Genomic DNA, 15187 nt, shown 5'->3' with positions numbered 1-15187 from the left:
AACGAAGAGAGGAGTCAATCCACTGGATTGGCTCTTTTTCCTATAAGAGAAGGGGAGCACATGGAACCAAAAGCAGAGAAGAAATATGAAGCTGACATGTACGAACCGATTCGGAATTTTTTTGTCACACAAGGATATGATGTTTTTGGTGAGGTCAAGCATTGCGATTTAACGGCCATCAAAGGCGAGGAACTGATTATTGTTGAGTTTAAGCGCAACCTAAGTGTGGAGTTGCTCATACAGGCAACCAAGCGACAACGCTATACCGATTTTGTTTATATGGCAATCCCTAAGCCCAAATACAAATTGTTTTCGAAAAAATGGCAAGATATATGCTACTTGGTTAGACGCCTCGAGCTTGGTCTCATTCTCGTGTCCTTTCCAAAAAGAGGGCCGGCAGTCATGGAAGTAAATATTTCACCGGGACCGTTTGATCGGGTAAAAAGCAAGCAATTCAATCAAAAAAAGCGAAACCGCATCATTGAAGAGATGCGGGGAAGATACGGCGATTACAATGTTGGCGGCAGCTATCAAACCAAGCTCATGACGGCATACAAGCAGAGCTGCATTCAAATCGCGACGTTGCTTCAGCAGTATGGGCCGTTATCGCCTAAAGTACTCAAGAGTAAAGGGGCGGGGGAGAAAACCTCGTCGATTCTTATTCAAAATCATTATGGATGGTTTGCTCGAGTGCAACGAGGGCTGTATGCGATCACTCCGACAGGAGAGAGAGAAATCGCGGAATATCCTGAGCTTATTGCTCACTATCGTGAACAGGCAGAGGAAATACACGATACGCTTACTGTGGATTCAGAGTTGCAGTCTTCATCAACTACCGAGGGACAAACCAGAAAGAAAAAACAAAGGCAGCCTGCTGTGAAAGAATGACAGGCTGCCTTTTCCTATTGAAGGGATGAATTAGTTCGCGATCCATTCTGCTGTCAATTGCCCCACCAGTGCACGCCCTGCCACAATGTCTGGATGGAACTGGATCGTTGCGCTTTGGCGGACGGTTTTCACCTGTTGAATGGCATCCGATAACGGCTGTTCATTCTTCAGCTTCCCCCGAGCTTTTGCGATAGAAAGTCCAGCGACCGTACCTTGAGCCATTGCCACTTTAGCACTTTCAATTCCCGTGATATTGCCGGCAACATAGAGTCCAGAGACTGGCGTTCGCATGCTTTCATTGTGTAAGGGGACATGCCCGCCCAAGGAGGGAACATAGGCAAAAGGGCACCCGGCAATCGCTGCCAATTCGGCGAGTGGGCTTAATCCACCTGCGATACAGACGAAATCAGCTGGAATGACTTGTTCAGTTCCAGCTATGGGTGAACCATCGGCGGCAACTCGGGCGATACGGACACCCTCGACTTGAGAGGTACCGACGATCTCCAGTGCTGCTGTTCGCAGTTGAATCGGGATGCCCCACATAGAAAACCCGTTTGAGGGGTAGAGGGACACTGCCAGCTTTTGCATCCATGAACTTCCCATTACTTTGCTCCCCATCCGAATCATCAGAGAAGGGGCAAGATGGGCGACGCGCAATAAAGATTGCATCACTGCTTGTGGTTGTCCCGCAGTGCCACTGACAGTCGTACTAGATGGGAGAATCATTCGATCCACCGCAATTCCAGCCAACTGCAATTCCCGGGATATCGCCACCGATAAGATATTAATTCCAATGACTACCCCGCGTTGTCCTACTCGCACGCGCTGCACATTTGTCATGACTTGAGCAGCTCCGATGGACATCACGCCAGGTAACGTCCACCCTGGCACGGGTACGGCTGCTTCAGAAGCCCCCGTTGCGATCAGGAGCAATGGGACTATCATTTCCCCCTGTGTCGTAGAGACGACCCAGCCACTCTGGGATTGCGTCAAATGGAATACGGAGACGCCGCAACAGAGCTCTACACCGAGATGTTTCGCTTCCTCCGTGAGCCGGGCTGCCTCATCCAGTCCATTCCACCACACACTGTCCGGTTCTTCGTGAAGCTGTCCAAGCAAGCGGCCCCCAGGGCGATAAAACTCATCGACTACACGAACAGCCAATCCCTGCCTGGCACTTGCAATTGCTGCAGATAAGCCTGCAGGACCAGCCCCGATGATGAGAAGGTCGATCATGCACCATGCCCTCCTTTTTTCAAAGGGGTAGGAAGGATTGAACCCGCATTCACTTGCATGCCTTCCTGCACAAGCGTCATACAAGCACGCACGGTGGGAACACCGTCTACATGGACGCGACATTCATAGCAGTGACCGATATTGCAGTAAATTCCTCGAGGTGTTCCCTTTTCCTCATGCACCCGAAGCGTACGGACCCCTGCGGCCAATAGGGCTCCCGCAATCGTCTCGCCTTCGTAAGCCGTATAGACAGAGCCGTTATAATAAAAAGGAAGCTGCTTTCTGTCACCAAGTGAACCGAGGACCGGATGGTGATCAATTCGTTGGCTCATGCCCGTTGCCCCCCAAGCGTTTGAAATGAGACAGGACGGATAGGCGGTTGGTATCCAAGAGGTACAGTATGAGAAGGCGCTTGGCCAGTTACTTGCTGAATGACCTGATCGATCAATGTACGGCAGGTTCTCCCACCGCAGCAGCCCATTCCCGCTCTGGTCCGTAGTTTCAGCTCGCGTGCGGTACATGGATAGGTTTGGGCGGTCTCTACCAATTCAGCGAGAGTTACTTCTTCACAACGGCAGATAATCAATGGATGCGATTCCATGATGATGCCTCCTTTCATTCTTGCTTGATGAAAATGCAAGTGTCGTGCCATGGAGAACCGAGTGAGATCGTCCTGACTGGCACAATACTTGCTGAATATTCTCAAAGAACGAGCCTAATCACGACAAACAAAAGAGGGATGACAGAGATGGAAAAAGTAACAAGACTGCGTGAGCAATTCGATTCACTTGGGATTGACGGGATTTTGATCACCAATGGACAAAACCTCCGATACCTCACAAACTTTACAGGTACATACGGAGTTGTCCTCATTTCAAGGGACCAGGCCAAGCTCTTCACAGATTTCCGTTACACAGCCCAAGCGCAAGCACAAGCAACAGGCTTTGAGATCGTTTATTTGCCGACAAAAGAATCCGTATACAGTGAAGTAGCGCGCCAGGCGGAAGCGATGGGGATCAACCATCTCGGCTTTGAGGAGGAGAATGTCTCGTTTGCCTTGCATCGCAAATACAGCGAGGCCGTCCAAACAGCATTCATTCCGACGTCAGGTGTCATTGAGGGATTGCGGATGATTAAGACAAAGGAAGAACTGGCGATCATCCGAACGGCTGCGCAAATCGCCGATGCGGCATTCTCTCATATTACGTCCTTCTTGCGCCCCGGGATCACAGAGCTTGCGGTGTCTAACGAATTGGAAATGTTCATGCGAAAAGAAGGGGCGTCAGGTTCTGCTTTTGACATCATTGTTGCTTCTGGTTATCGTTCCGCACTTCCTCATGGCGTAGCGAGTGAAAAAATGATTGAAGCCGGAAATATGGTCACGTTGGACTTTGGCGCATTGTACCAAGGGTATCGCTCTGATATTACCCGAACGGTTGCTATTGGCACTCCTGATGAACAGCTCAAAGCTATCTACGAGATCGTTTTAGAAGCACGCAATCGGACTGTTGCAGGCATTCGTCCTGGTATTACCGGGAAAGAGGCAGACGCCTTCTCAAGGGACTACATTACGGAGCACGGCTATGGCGAACGATTTGGGCATGGGATGGGCCATGGAGTGGGTCTCGATATTCATGAAGAGCCATTTATGTCCACACGTTGTACCGCTGTTCTTCAAGAAGGCATGATTTTGAGCGTGGAGCCGGGGATTTATATCCCAGAGCTTGGTGGGGTCCGTATCGAAGACGATCTGGTTGTTACAGAGAGTGGCAATGAGGTCCTTACACATTCACCGCGCGAATTGATCATTTTGTAAATCGAGAGACAAAAGCCTTGGCCGAGTAAGTGGGCTGAGGCTTATTTTGTCTAATAGCGGTGTCTAAGTTTTGAAACACAACAAGGTATACAGTGTACAAAAAAATTTACAACAACTCACTCTAGAACGAAGTCACTGCCGCCTTCCATTTTGGCATACCTCTTGCATTCTGATAATTCTGAAAACCAACACATAACGACTGAACAATGGGGGTTGATCGAATGAAAAAAAGTATGTTCGCAGTAATGAGTAGCCTAGCAGTCATGGGATTAGCGTTAGCAGGATGTGGAGGAGGACAGCCAGCAGCGAAGCCAGCCGAGCAAGCATCACAGAGTGGACAGTCGAGCACGCAGCCAGCACCTGTCACCACGTCTAAAGAACCAGCAAAAGCACAAGTTTTACGCTGGAATCTTCACTCCGAACCACCTACAGGTGATCCTGGACTTGCGGAAGACACGACTTCTGCTGCCATCGTCAAAGCAGTTTTTGATGGACTGACACGCATCGGGCCTTCGGGCAAGCCGGAGGAAGCAGTAGCTGAGAAGATTGAAGTATCGAGTGATATGAAAACATACACCTTCAAGCTGAGAGACTCCAAGTGGAGCAACGGAGAACCGGTCACAGCCCACGACTTCGAATACGCGTGGAAGCGAGCTCTCGATCCGAAGACAGCGTCTAATTATGCCTACCAGCTCTATTACATCAAGAATGCGGAGAAGGCCAACAAAGGGACTGGCAGCTTGGAGGATGTCGGCGTAAAAGCATTGGATGACAAGACCCTCCAAGTAGAGTTGACGAATCCAACCCCGTTTTTTCTGGAACTAACCGCCTTCCAAACTTATTTCCCGGTAAATAAAAAGGTAGTCGAGACAGATGAAAAATGGTCTGGAGAAGCCAAAACACACGTAGGAAATGGTCCATTCAAAATGGAGTCTTGGGAACACAAAAGCAAAATGGTACTCGTGAAAAGCGACAACTACTGGGACAAAGATAGCGTCAAGCTGGACAAGATCGAGTTCTCGATGGTGGAGGATGAAAACACAGAGCTGTCCATGTTCGAAAATGGCGAGATTGACTGGGCAGGCAGTCCGTTAAGCTCGCTGCCAACAGATGCGATGCCAGCGCTTAAAGACAGCGGAAAGCTGCAAGTGAAGCCTGTCGGTGCTACTTACTGGTACAAGTTCAATACTGAGAAACCTCCGTTCAATAACGTGAAGATTCGTAAAGCTTTTGCCTACGGCATTAACCGTCAAATTTTGATCGACAACGTACTACAAGCGAATCAGCAGCCAGCAATGGCAGCAGTTCCTCCGACAATGGGACTCAATACAGGCGGTTATTTCAAAGACAATGATCAAGAAACGGCCAAAAAGCTGTTAGAAGAAGGAATGAAAGAGTTGGGCATCTCTAAACTGCCGCCGATCAAGCTCAGCTACAACACGTCGGAAGGGCATAAAAAGATCGCAGAAGCGATTCAGGACCAATGGCGCCAAAACCTTGGAGCAGAAGTGAAGCTGGAAAATCAAGAATGGAAGGTGTACCTCGAGACCATGCACGAGGGCAACTATCAGGTCGGGCGTCTTGGCTGGTCGGGTGACTTCAACGATCCGATCAACTTCCTGGAGCTGTTCAAGGAAAAGGACGGAGGAAACAACGATACGCGTTGGGAGAATCCGAAGTTCAAAGAGCTGTTGAACCAGTCAGCCACAGAGAGTGATCCGGAAAAGCGCAAGGTGATTCTGCGTGAAGCCGAACAAATCATGATGGACGAAATGCCGATTATGCCGATCTACTTCTATACGCATACATGGGTGAAGAATGACAAGGTAAAAGGAATCTTCCAGGATGGTCTAGGCGCAATCGACTGGAAATGGGCATCAATCGAATAATATTCGAATGGAGGATGGGCTATGAAAAAATGGGGAAGTGTGATCGTCGCAGCGATGTTGACTCTAACGCTTGCTGTAGCGGGATGTGCCAATCAAGGATCTTCTTCTGGTGGTGCAGACGCTAGCGAGATACTCGTCGGTGTGATTTTACCAGTAACTGGTAATAACGCAACGGATGGAAAAGATATGCAAAACGCCATCGAAATGGCTGTCAAAAAAATAAACGACAGCGGTGGAGTTGTTGGAAAAAAATTGAAGGTCGAAGTGGCTGATGATGGCTGCGATCCACAAATGGCGACGACAGCAGCCAATAAGCTGGTCTCCCAAAACGTAGTGGCTGTCGTCGGTGGCTACTGCTCAGGTGCGACACTACCCTCATCGGGTGTATTCAAAAACGCCAACATTCCCATGATCGTTCCCGCAGCCAACTCAGCTAAATTACCCGCTCAAGGCTATGACACCCTCTTTTTGATCAATGGCCTAACCCCAGACCAGGCACAAACCGCAGCAGATTATATGGCAGCGAACCAGGCGAAAAAAGTTGTGCTCATCCATGATAATTCTGCCTACGCGAAAGACTTGGCTGATTTTGCCAAAGCGTCCGTAGAAAAATCCGGCGGTACTGTCATTGCGTATGAAGCAATCAATCCAGAAGAAAAAGATTTCAGTGCGCTGGTAACCAAAATAAAAGGCCTCCAGCCGGACGCGACGTATTTTACCGGCTATTATGCGGCAGGCGGACTCATGGTCAAGCAATTCAAGCAAAAAGGCGTATCTGGTCTGTTCTTCGCAGGCGATGGCTCATTCAGTGAGGACGTCATCAAGATTGCAGGCGCAGACAATGCGGAAGGGCTTTTGATTACCGCGACACCTACAGCAGAATTCATCGAGGGAGCAGAAGCGTTCACGACTGATTACAAGCAGACGTACAACAACTTGGCACCGGGTCCCTTCTCTGCGTTGAGCTACAATGCGGTCAATCTACTGGCAGATGCGATCGGACGAGCGAACTCGACTGATCGTGACGCCATAAAAAAAGCGATCAAAGAAACAAAAGACTTCAAGGCACTCGGTCAAACAATCTCGTTTAATGCCCAAAATACGCTGGATACCTCCAACTTCGCCGTCTTGAAGGTGACGGGTGGCAAGTTCACGTTAGCGAAGTAGGGCATACGTCAATCTTGCTTCAAGTAAGGATGGTGGAGGAATGGACATTCTCGTCCAAACGCTGGCGGACGGACTGGTCATCGGTGCTTTTTACAGTTTGATTGCATTGGGCTACACGATGGTTTTTGGCATTATCAAGCTGCTCAATTTCGCGCATGGCGATTTGTACATGCTCGGTGCATTTGTCGGATATACCTTGCTCAGCGTGCTCGGCGGAGACTCTTCCGGAGCGGGCTTGATGGGAATATTGATTGTCTTATTGCTGACGATGGTGATTGTCGGCGTCATCGGGATGGGGATCGAGAGGGTGGCTTATCGACCGCTCCTGTTGGCTCCACGACTTTCTATCCTGATTACGGCAATTGGTGTCTCTCTCTTTTTGGAAAACGGCTCGATGATTGTTTGGGGTGCGCAGTATCAAGTGTATCCCTTGCAGCTTTCTCACGACGGCATTAGCCTCTTAGGGGCCAAGATCACGTATGTCCAAATCGGTCTTGTCTTCATCTCTGCGCTTTTAATGCTGGGCTTGCATCTTTTCATCAATCGCTCCCTGTACGGCAAGGCTATGCGGGCGATTGCGCTCGATCAGACGGCTTGTCATTTAATGGGCATCCATGTGCATAAAGTCATTGGCTTGACCTTTTTCATTGGTGCTTCGCTTGCAGCAGGTGCAGGCACGATGGCAGGTGCTTATTACGGAACCGTCAATTTCATGATGGGCTTTGTCATTGGACTCAAGGCGTTTACGGCGGCGGTTTTGGGGGGGATTGGCAGCATTCCGGGCGCGATGTTGGGTGGGCTGCTGCTCGGGATGATGGAGACAGCCGGAACATTTATTTTCGGCGGTTCATGGAAGGACGTAGTGGCGTTTTCCTTGTTGATCTTGATTCTCGTATTGAAGCCAACGGGGATTATGGGTGAGAAAGTGACAGAGAGGATGTAGCGGATGAATCCATCTCGAAAAAAAATCGCTGTTGTCCTGTTGCTTGCCGTCACGTGTGTACTGCCTTTTCTGTCCAATAACTACTGGCTGGATGTTGCGACACTTGCCTTGTTCTACGTTGTCTTGGCCCAGGGGTTGAATGTGGTAGTCGGCTTTGCTGGATTACTCGATTTGGGCTACGCAGCCTTTTTTGCAGTAGGCGCTTATACGACAGGCATTCTGATGACGGTGTATCAATGGTCGTTTTGGCTGACCTTGCCTGTGGCCATGATATTTGCGGCTATTGTGGGTGTGATCATCGGTGCGCCGACACTTCGGCTTCGCAGTGACTACTTGGCAATCGTCACCCTCGGATTTGGGGAAATTATTCGTATTTTAGCGATCAATCTTACTATTACCGGATCAGCTTCAGGCATTTACGGAATCCCACGTCCTTCTATTGGGGGCTATGTTCTTGGAGGCCAGATCGACTTTTACTATTTGATCTTGATCATTGCTGTTTTGGCGGTAGTGGCTGTAAAACGGTTGGGCACATCCCGCATCGGCAGGGCGTGGATGTATATCCGCGAAGACGAGGATGCTGCCGAGGCGATGGGCATTAACCGGATCAATATGAAGCAGCTGGCGTATTCGATCGGAGCTGTCATCGGGAGTCTGGCTGGTTCTGTTTTTGCTGTCAAAATGAGTGCGATTGCGCCGCTCAGCTTTAGCTTTACCCAGTCCATCATGATACTCCTGGCAGTGGTATTGGGAGGCTTGGGCAGCATTCCTGGCGTCGTCTTGGGTGCCGTGCTGGTCATTGCCTTGCCGGAGCTGCTGCGTTCAGTGGAAGATTGGCGGTATTTGATCTTCGGCGCCGCGCTGGTCGCGATGATGCTGTTTCGCCCCCAAGGACTGTGGCCTGCTCGCTATGAGATGAAACGAGGCGCTAGACGTAGCAAGACCGAGGAGGCTACGGAAGGGGGCAGTGGTAATGACGTCAAGCTTGACAATGAAAAATGTAACGCTTAAATTCGGCGGTCTGACTGCGGTAAACGATTTGTCTTTTGATATCAGCGCAGGCTCGATCAGCAGTATCATTGGCCCGAATGGAGCGGGGAAAACATCCGTCTTCAACATGATCACCGGATTTTACCGTCCGACTGCGGGGCAGATCATCCTTGCAGGCAACCAGCTCGTAGGAAAAAAGCCAAGCCAAATCACACGGCTCGGCATGGCGCGAACGTTTCAAAACTTGCGGCTGTTTCCGAATTTGACGGTCTTGGATAATGTCAAATCAGGCATGCACAGCCGCACGAGCCAAACCGTCTGGGGAGCACTCTGGCAGACAAGGGCACAGCGCCGAGAGGAACAGTTGATCGAGGATACGGCAAGGGACTGCCTTCGCTTCGTGGGAATGGAAGACAGTTGCTGGCGCATTGCCAAAAACTTGCCGTATGGCGCCCAGCGGTATTTGGAAATCGCGCGAGCCTTAGCTACCAAGCCGCGAGTGCTGCTCCTCGATGAGCCTGCTGCGGGGCTGAATTATGAGGAGAAGGAAGACCTGATTGCTTTGATCAAGCGAATCCGCACCCATTACGAGTTGACAGTGTTGATTATCGAGCACGATATGGGTTTGATCAAAAAAATTTCGGAAAAAGTAATCGTCCTCGACTACGGACAGAAGATCGCAGAGGGAACTCCCGAGGATGTGCTTAGCAATCCGCGTGTCGTAGAAGCCTACCTGGGAAAGGAGGAGGAGGCGATATGACACCACTTTTGACAATCCGCGGCATTCATTCGTTTTACGGGAAAATTGAAGCGCTTAAAGGCATTGACCTACAGGTGCATGAAGGAGAGATTGTCGCACTGCTAGGAAGCAATGGTGCAGGCAAGAGCACGACACTCAAAACGATTTCTGGAATCGTTCGACCAAGCAGTGGAGATGTCTTGCTTCATGGACAGAGTCTCGTAGGCTGGGCTCCTCACCAAATTGTCGAGGCAGGCATCATCCATGTACCAGAAGGCAGGCGGATTTTTGCTGGATTGACTGTGCGTGAAAACTTGGAGCTAGGCGGTTTTACACAGCGAAAAGAGAAGGCGGCCATCGCAGAGGGGATTGAGCAGGCTTACGCGCTGTTCCCTCGATTGAAGGAGCGGAGTGAACAAATGGGAGGAACGCTGAGCGGAGGCGAGCAGCAAATGCTCGCAATCTGCCGCGGTCTCATGGCACGTCCAAAGCTCTTGATGTTAGATGAGCCGTCGATGGGGCTCGCCCCGATTATTGTGGTTGAGATCATGAATATAATCAGAGAAATAAACAGGCAAGGCACGACGATCCTTTTGATCGAACAAAATGCCAAGGCAGCGTTGAAGCTTGCTCATCGCGGCTATGTAATGGAGACAGGGCGCATCGTTATGGAAAATAAAGCAGACGTGCTTCGGGCCGACGATTCAATCGTCAAGGCGTATTTGGGCGCGTAAGTAAGTGCCCGATGACAAAGGAGGAATCAACCATGGAATTGATCCGTATTTTGTCTGAGGTGTTGCCGCCCAAAGAGGGGCGAAGGTTTCCTGATTTTTGTTCGAGGTGGCGTGCGTTTTTGGCGTGTAAAAAGCGGCTGTAGTGGAGGGAAGAAGCGTATTTCCAGTCTGCGCTTCGGCCTACGCCCCGCAAGGGGGATTGACTGTCCGCTCCGGAATGAATGGCGGGAGCGCTTCAAACGTAGAAGTTTCGAGGAAGGATTCCATAAGTGAAGCTGAAATTCCCCGCCATTCATTCCTGCGCTGGGGCGGGCTCCAGAGGCGCTTGGACTGGAAATCCACTTCTTCTTACGCAGCTTTGGTAACACATAATTGTAAGTCGATTCAAGAAGGAAAAACGCCTGTTCACGAGCATTGAGTCATCAATACGAACCACAAATGCTTCACGATCATGATTCGATAACTCAAGATGATCAGTTAGCACATGTAATCTACCTTGATCACCCCCAAAAACGGTTTGAAAAGCTGGATGTACACAAAACAGCTCGAAAAGCCCTGTCACATGTTTGGAAGGAGACCGCCCCAACGAAGAGAGGATACAGGCGACTGGAAAACATGTGGCAGGGCTTCCCCATACACAACCGTTGACGAGCAACGTATTTTCTTTTTTACTTACCCAATTTGTTATAAAGAGTAGCACGCGATATGCCAAGTCTTTTCGCAGCGGCCTGCTTGTTGCCGTTTTCCAGCTCGATGGCTCGTAAAATGACACGGCGCTCATGCACTTCGATTTCTTCTTGCAGAGAAAAGAGATCGGGAGGGAGCTCAATCGGTACCTGTTTCGTCTGACCTTGCAAGGAATACGGCAAATCTTCTTCTTTAATAATACCGTCTGTCGCAAATACCACCAATCGTTCAATGGCATTTCGCAGCTCGCGAATGTTGCCTGGCCAGTCGTATTGGAGCAGGTTTTGCATCACATTTTGCGAGATGGCATGAATGGGACGGTTGTAACGTAAAGAGAATTCATAGAGAAAAAAGTGGGCGAGTTCAATCGTATCTTCAATGCGTTCTCGAAGCGGAGGAATTTTCAGCGTCACGACATTGAGCCGATAGAACAGGTCTTGGCGAAACTTTCCTTCCTTTACTAACTCCTCCAAATTTTTATTCGTGGCGGCAACCACGCGGAAGTCCGCCTCAATCTGCTTGGTCCCTCCGACCGAATAATATTTTTTCTCTTGAAGCACGCGAAGCAGCTTCACTTGCATATCGAGCGGCATTTCTCCTACCTCGTCGAGAAACAGCGTTCCTCCACGTGCCAGCTCAATCATTCCTTTTTTCCCTTTTTGATCCGCACCAGAAAAGGCACCTTTCTCGTACCCGAACAGCTCACTTTCAAACAAAGTAGGCGAAATCGCACCGCAGTTAATGGCGATAAAGGGCGCATTGGAGCCTTCCCGTACATCATGCACGGCTTTGGCGAAAAGCTCCTTGCCGACGCCACTTTCCCCTGTGATCAAGACGGTTGCTTGTGTAGCGCTGAGCTTTTGGATCATGGACTTGATATGGCGAATGGGGAGACTCGTTCCCTTGATCTGTGCAAATGGATCAGGGGTCGGACTGAGCTTCGCCATTTCTTGCTGTAAGTGGTTCACTTTTTTGTTGGCGTTCAACAGCTCCTGATTCAGTCGGACCTGGCTCGTGATATCGGTTTCCGCCGCGACAGCACCGATGATTTTGTCATGCAAATAGATCGGATTGGTATTGATGAGCACGACGAGATCCTCCCGCGGCTGATGCTGATGACGGTAGAGAGACTGTCCGCTTTGCAGAGATTTGAGCGTTTCGAGCATCTCGAGCGGGAAAAATTCGGTGATCGGGCGACCAATCGTTTCTTTTGCTTTCAAGGAAAAGATTCGTTCAGCCCCTTCTGTCCAAACCATCACACGTGCTTTTTTGTCGATGACGGATATAGAAGCGTCCATGGTCTTGATCATCGTCTCGAAATACGCTTCCAAGATCTCGTACGAGGAAAAAATGGCTTGTATGACAGCACCTCGATGAAGGTAGCCGACAGGGACTCCAGGCTGTTTTTCGATCAGGAGATAGTTGTGAGTAGCTAGCAGGTGGATAGCGTCAGCCAATGTTGAATCCAGTGTCGTCACAGCAGCTGGTTCCCAAGGGGCTTGTGTGCAATCGATCGTCAAGTTGACGGTTAAATGGGAAGAATTGGCCACATACCAGGTGGCTTGACGCTGGACAAATACAGGAATGGTTTCGTCCAATTGAGGAGGGAGAAGTTCTTGGGCGTTAAAAATCCGCATGTTTGTCTGTATCAACTCGGTTAAGGCAGGAAGTTTGTGATTCAACTCGATCATCCCTTTTAAAAGAGGTAGTTCAAGTGTATAAAATTTTGAACATTTTCTCATTTATTATACATTCGCTCTTTCGGTTGTCAAAGAATTTAGACGAAATATTTTGGGAATCTCGCTTGGAACGATTGGCATGGCTTTTGCAAAAAAGAGTAAGAGAGTAGCAGAATACGCATTTGAGGAGAATCAGCATGACAGTACAAACCCATGCGCAGATTGCGGTAATCGGCGGTGGCATAATCGGTGCGGCGATTGCGTATTACGCTGCGAAGGCTGGATTGGATGTCGTTGTCCTGGAAAAAGGCGAGTTGGCATCAGGGACGTCCTCACGCTGTGACGGGAATATTTTAGCGATCGACAAGGACCCCGGCTTTGACAGTCAGATGTCCCTGAAAAGCCAGATGCTCGTTGATCAGCTGAGCCGGGAGCTGGACCATACGTTTGAATATCGGGCGCCGGGAAGCATTCTCGTCTGCGAATCAGAGGCAGAGATGGAAGCCGCTCATGAATGGGTGAGACGGCAAAAGGAAGTCGGACTGCCATTTCGGATGCTGGACCGATCGGATATTCGGCAGGAGTCGCCTTACTTTGCCAACGACTTGCTGGGAGGCTTGGAATGCGCCACCGATTCTACCGTCAATCCGTACATGCTGACCTTTGCCCTGTTTGAAGGAGCGAAAAAGTATGGAGCGAAGATTATGCGCCGTACAGAGGTCAAGTCTCTCAGACGTGATCAGGCGACGGGGACGTTTCACATCGGGCTTGGTACAGGCAGCATGACAGCCAAGCAGGTCGTCAACGCCGCGGGAGTATGGGCGCCAGTCATTGGCAACATGGTCGGGGTAGATATTCCGATCGTTCCGCGCAAAGGGCATTTGATCGTTGCCTCGAGACAGATGCCTGTCGGCGTGCGAAAGGTGATGGAGTTCGGCTACCTCATCTCGAAGTTTGGCGGAGTGCGACAAGTAGATGAGGAGACAGAGAAGTATGGAGTCGCGCTCGTATTTGAACCGACAGAAAGCCAGAACTTCTTGATTGGCTCCAGTCGTCAGTTTGTAGGCTTCGATTCGCGGATTGATCTGAATGTCGTCAGGTGCATGGCGAGAAGAGCACTGCGCTTTTATCCGAAGATCGCCGACTTCGCCATCATCCGCACGTATTGCGGTTTGCGCCCGTGGACAGAGGACCACTTGCCGATTATTTCTCGCGTAGAAAAAGTTCCTGGTTACTTTATCGCGGCTGGTCATGAAGGAGATGGAATCAGTCTGGCTGCCGTCACAGGCAAGCTGGTGTCCGAGATGCTAGTCGATCAGACAGACACCATCATTCCGACAGAGCCGCTGCGTTTGGAACGGTTTACGAAAAAAGGAGTGTTGCATCCATGAAAGCAACGAGGGTGTTTACCACCATTGACACGCATACCGGGGGAAACCCTACCCGGACGGTAATCAGTGGTCTGCCAAAGCTTACTGGGGCCACGATGGGAGAAAAAATGCTGCAGATGAAGGACGAGTACGACTGGATTCGCACGTTTTTGATGTATGAGCCGCGCGGGCATGATGTGATGTCGGGTGCCTTGATTGTTGACCCATGCCATCCGGATGCGGATGTGGGAGTGATCTATATCGAGACAGGCGGATACTTGCCGATGTGCGGCCACGATACGATCGGTCTATGCACCGCGCTGGTGGAGACAGGCATGATCCCCGTGACTGAGCCGGTGACAAAGCTTACGCTCGATACGCCAGCAGGACTGGTCGAGGTAGACATACAGGTAGAGGGAGGAAAAGCCAAGGAAGTATCGTTTGTGAACATTCCAGCCTTCCTCTATCAGCAAGATGTGACGGTAGATGTAGAAGGGATTGGAGCGGTGACCTGCGATATTGCGTACGGTGGAAACTTTTATGCCATCACAGATGCACGCAAGCTCAATCTCGAACTGACGCCAGCCCATGCATCCACCATTGTCGATACGGCTGTCACGATTCGAAAAGCGATTAATCAGGCCATGGAGATCGTTCATCCAGAGAAGCCGTTTATTCGCGGACTGACCCATGTGGAGTTCTTTACGGCCCCTGATAATCCGGGAGCAGATGTGAAAAATACCGTCGTCGTACCGCCGGGCGGAATCGACCGATCGCCATGTGGAACGGGCACTTCCGCCAAGCTGGCGACTCTGTTTGCCAAAGGGGAGATCGGGATAGACGAACCGTTTGTTCATGAGAGCATCGTCGGTTCTCTGTTTACAGGAAGAGTGCTGCAGGTGACGGAAGAAGGAGGGCTGCCTGCTGTCATCACCCGAATTGCAGGCTCGGCCTGGCTGATGGGCAAGCATACGATTTTTTACAATCCGGAAGACGAGCAGGCGAATGGCTTTTTGCTCATACCAGCCGCAACTGATCATTAAAACACA

14 protein-coding genes are annotated in these 15187 nt (G+C 50.2%); 10 read left to right on the top strand and 4 right to left on the bottom strand.

The genetic code is table 11. From position 1 onward, the window contains the following. The first annotated feature begins 60 nt into the window (after positions 1-60). A complete protein-coding gene (locus HP398_RS25860) occupies positions 61-888 on the top strand; it encodes a DUF2161 domain-containing phosphodiesterase (protein ID WP_173624056.1) in 828 nt (275 codons plus the stop codon). A gap of 30 nt (positions 889-918) precedes the next feature. Here HP398_RS25860 and HP398_RS25855 read toward each other — a convergent pair whose 3' ends face one another. From HP398_RS25855 to HP398_RS25845, 3 genes are read right to left on the bottom strand one after another with little or no spacing between them, the layout of a single operon-like run. Continuing rightward, positions 919-2124, bottom strand: coding sequence for an NAD(P)/FAD-dependent oxidoreductase (locus HP398_RS25855; RefSeq protein ID WP_173624055.1), 1206 nt, complete (start codon positions 2122-2124; stop codon positions 919-921). Continuing rightward, the gene (locus tag HP398_RS25850) at positions 2121-2456 is read right to left on the bottom strand and encodes a (2Fe-2S)-binding protein (protein WP_017252217.1); all 336 of its coding nucleotides are present in this window, start codon (positions 2454-2456) and stop codon (positions 2121-2123) included. Before HP398_RS25850 ends, HP398_RS25855 begins: the two co-directional genes overlap by 4 nt. Further along, positions 2453-2725, bottom strand: coding sequence for a (2Fe-2S)-binding protein (locus HP398_RS25845; RefSeq protein ID WP_106655495.1), 273 nt, complete (start codon positions 2723-2725; stop codon positions 2453-2455). The genes HP398_RS25850 and HP398_RS25845 overlap by 4 nt, the downstream gene beginning before the upstream one ends. Before the next feature lie 147 nt (positions 2726-2872). On the opposite strand from HP398_RS25845, the gene HP398_RS25840 reads away from it, so the two are divergent. The 7 genes from HP398_RS25840 (at position 2873) to HP398_RS25810 (ending at position 10402) form a co-directional block, all read left to right on the top strand. Next, complete coding sequence (locus tag HP398_RS25840; protein WP_173624066.1) at positions 2873-3940, top strand: M24 family metallopeptidase; 1068 nt, start codon at positions 2873-2875, stop codon at positions 3938-3940. 221 nt (positions 3941-4161) lie between these two features. Beyond that, entirely contained in the window at positions 4162-5829 is a 1668-nt protein-coding gene (locus HP398_RS25835; protein WP_173624054.1) for a peptide ABC transporter substrate-binding protein, read from the top strand. A 21-nt stretch (positions 5830-5850) separates the two neighbouring features. After that, a complete protein-coding gene (locus tag HP398_RS25830) occupies positions 5851-6996 on the top strand; it encodes a branched-chain amino acid ABC transporter substrate-binding protein (protein WP_173624053.1) in 1146 nt (381 codons plus the stop codon). Positions 6997-7036: 40 nt separating this feature from the next. Beyond that, positions 7037-7939 (top strand): branched-chain amino acid ABC transporter permease, encoded by a 903-nt coding sequence (locus HP398_RS25825; RefSeq protein WP_173624052.1) that lies wholly within the window; start codon positions 7037-7039, stop codon positions 7937-7939. A 3-nt stretch (positions 7940-7942) separates the two neighbouring features. Beyond that, positions 7943-8950 (top strand): branched-chain amino acid ABC transporter permease, encoded by a 1008-nt coding sequence (locus tag HP398_RS25820; RefSeq protein WP_173624051.1) that lies wholly within the window; start codon positions 7943-7945, stop codon positions 8948-8950. Beyond that, on the top strand, positions 8913-9689 hold the full coding sequence (locus tag HP398_RS25815) for an ABC transporter ATP-binding protein (protein WP_017252210.1): 777 nt from the start codon (positions 8913-8915) through the stop codon (positions 9687-9689). Before HP398_RS25820 ends, HP398_RS25815 begins: the two co-directional genes overlap by 38 nt. After that, on the top strand, positions 9686-10402 hold the full coding sequence (locus tag HP398_RS25810) for an ABC transporter ATP-binding protein (RefSeq protein ID WP_173624050.1): 717 nt from the start codon (positions 9686-9688) through the stop codon (positions 10400-10402). Before HP398_RS25815 ends, HP398_RS25810 begins: the two co-directional genes overlap by 4 nt. A gap of 668 nt (positions 10403-11070) precedes the next feature. Here HP398_RS25810 and HP398_RS25805 read toward each other — a convergent pair. Next, positions 11071-12831, bottom strand: a complete 1761-nt coding sequence (locus tag HP398_RS25805; protein ID WP_173624049.1) for a sigma-54 interaction domain-containing protein — start codon at positions 12829-12831, stop codon at positions 11071-11073. Between the two features lie 134 nt (positions 12832-12965). Between HP398_RS25805 and HP398_RS25800 the strand changes: the two genes are divergently transcribed. Together HP398_RS25800 and HP398_RS25795 are read left to right on the top strand one after the other, a co-directional pair. Beyond that, on the top strand, positions 12966-14159 hold the full coding sequence (locus tag HP398_RS25800; RefSeq protein ID WP_173624048.1) for an NAD(P)/FAD-dependent oxidoreductase: 1194 nt from the start codon (positions 12966-12968) through the stop codon (positions 14157-14159). Beyond that, positions 14156-15181 carry a 4-hydroxyproline epimerase gene (locus HP398_RS25795; RefSeq protein WP_173624047.1) on the top strand — a complete coding sequence of 342 codons (1026 nt, stop codon included), beginning with the start codon at positions 14156-14158 and terminating at the stop codon, positions 15179-15181. The genes HP398_RS25800 and HP398_RS25795 overlap by 4 nt, the downstream gene beginning before the upstream one ends. Positions 15182-15187: the final 6 nt, after the last annotated feature.

This window comes from Brevibacillus sp. HB1.4B (assembly GCF_013284285.1).
Lineage (GTDB): Bacteria > Bacillota > Bacilli > Brevibacillales > Brevibacillaceae > Brevibacillus > Brevibacillus porteri.
The sequence above is the reverse complement of the archived record's forward strand: the minus strand, read 5'-3'. Positions and strand labels throughout refer to the sequence as shown.

Bases quoted from the DNA above. Each gene is read 5' to 3' on its own strand.
- HP398_RS25860 (WP_173624056.1), top strand. From the start codon at position 61: ATGGAACCAAAAGCAGAGAAGAAATATGAAGCTGACATGTACGAACCG.
- HP398_RS25855 (WP_173624055.1), bottom strand. From the start codon at position 2,124: ATGATCGACCTTCTCATCATCGGGGCTGGTCCTGCAGGCTTATCTGCA.
- HP398_RS25850 (WP_017252217.1), bottom strand. From the start codon at position 2,456: ATGAGCCAACGAATTGATCACCATCCGGTCCTCGGTTCACTTGGTGAC.
- HP398_RS25845 (WP_106655495.1), bottom strand. From the start codon at position 2,725: ATGGAATCGCATCCATTGATTATCTGCCGTTGTGAAGAAGTAACTCTC.
- HP398_RS25840 (WP_173624066.1), top strand. From the start codon at position 2,873: ATGGAAAAAGTAACAAGACTGCGTGAGCAATTCGATTCACTTGGGATT.
- HP398_RS25835 (WP_173624054.1), top strand. From the start codon at position 4,162: ATGAAAAAAAGTATGTTCGCAGTAATGAGTAGCCTAGCAGTCATGGGA.
- HP398_RS25830 (WP_173624053.1), top strand. From the start codon at position 5,851: ATGAAAAAATGGGGAAGTGTGATCGTCGCAGCGATGTTGACTCTAACG.
- HP398_RS25825 (WP_173624052.1), top strand. From the start codon at position 7,037: ATGGACATTCTCGTCCAAACGCTGGCGGACGGACTGGTCATCGGTGCT.
- HP398_RS25820 (WP_173624051.1), top strand. From the start codon at position 7,943: ATGAATCCATCTCGAAAAAAAATCGCTGTTGTCCTGTTGCTTGCCGTC.
- HP398_RS25815 (WP_017252210.1), top strand. From the start codon at position 8,913: ATGACGTCAAGCTTGACAATGAAAAATGTAACGCTTAAATTCGGCGGT.
- HP398_RS25810 (WP_173624050.1), top strand. From the start codon at position 9,686: ATGACACCACTTTTGACAATCCGCGGCATTCATTCGTTTTACGGGAAA.
- HP398_RS25805 (WP_173624049.1), bottom strand. From the start codon at position 12,831: ATGAGAAAATGTTCAAAATTTTATACACTTGAACTACCTCTTTTAAAA.
- HP398_RS25800 (WP_173624048.1), top strand. From the start codon at position 12,966: ATGACAGTACAAACCCATGCGCAGATTGCGGTAATCGGCGGTGGCATA.
- HP398_RS25795 (WP_173624047.1), top strand. From the start codon at position 14,156: ATGAAAGCAACGAGGGTGTTTACCACCATTGACACGCATACCGGGGGA.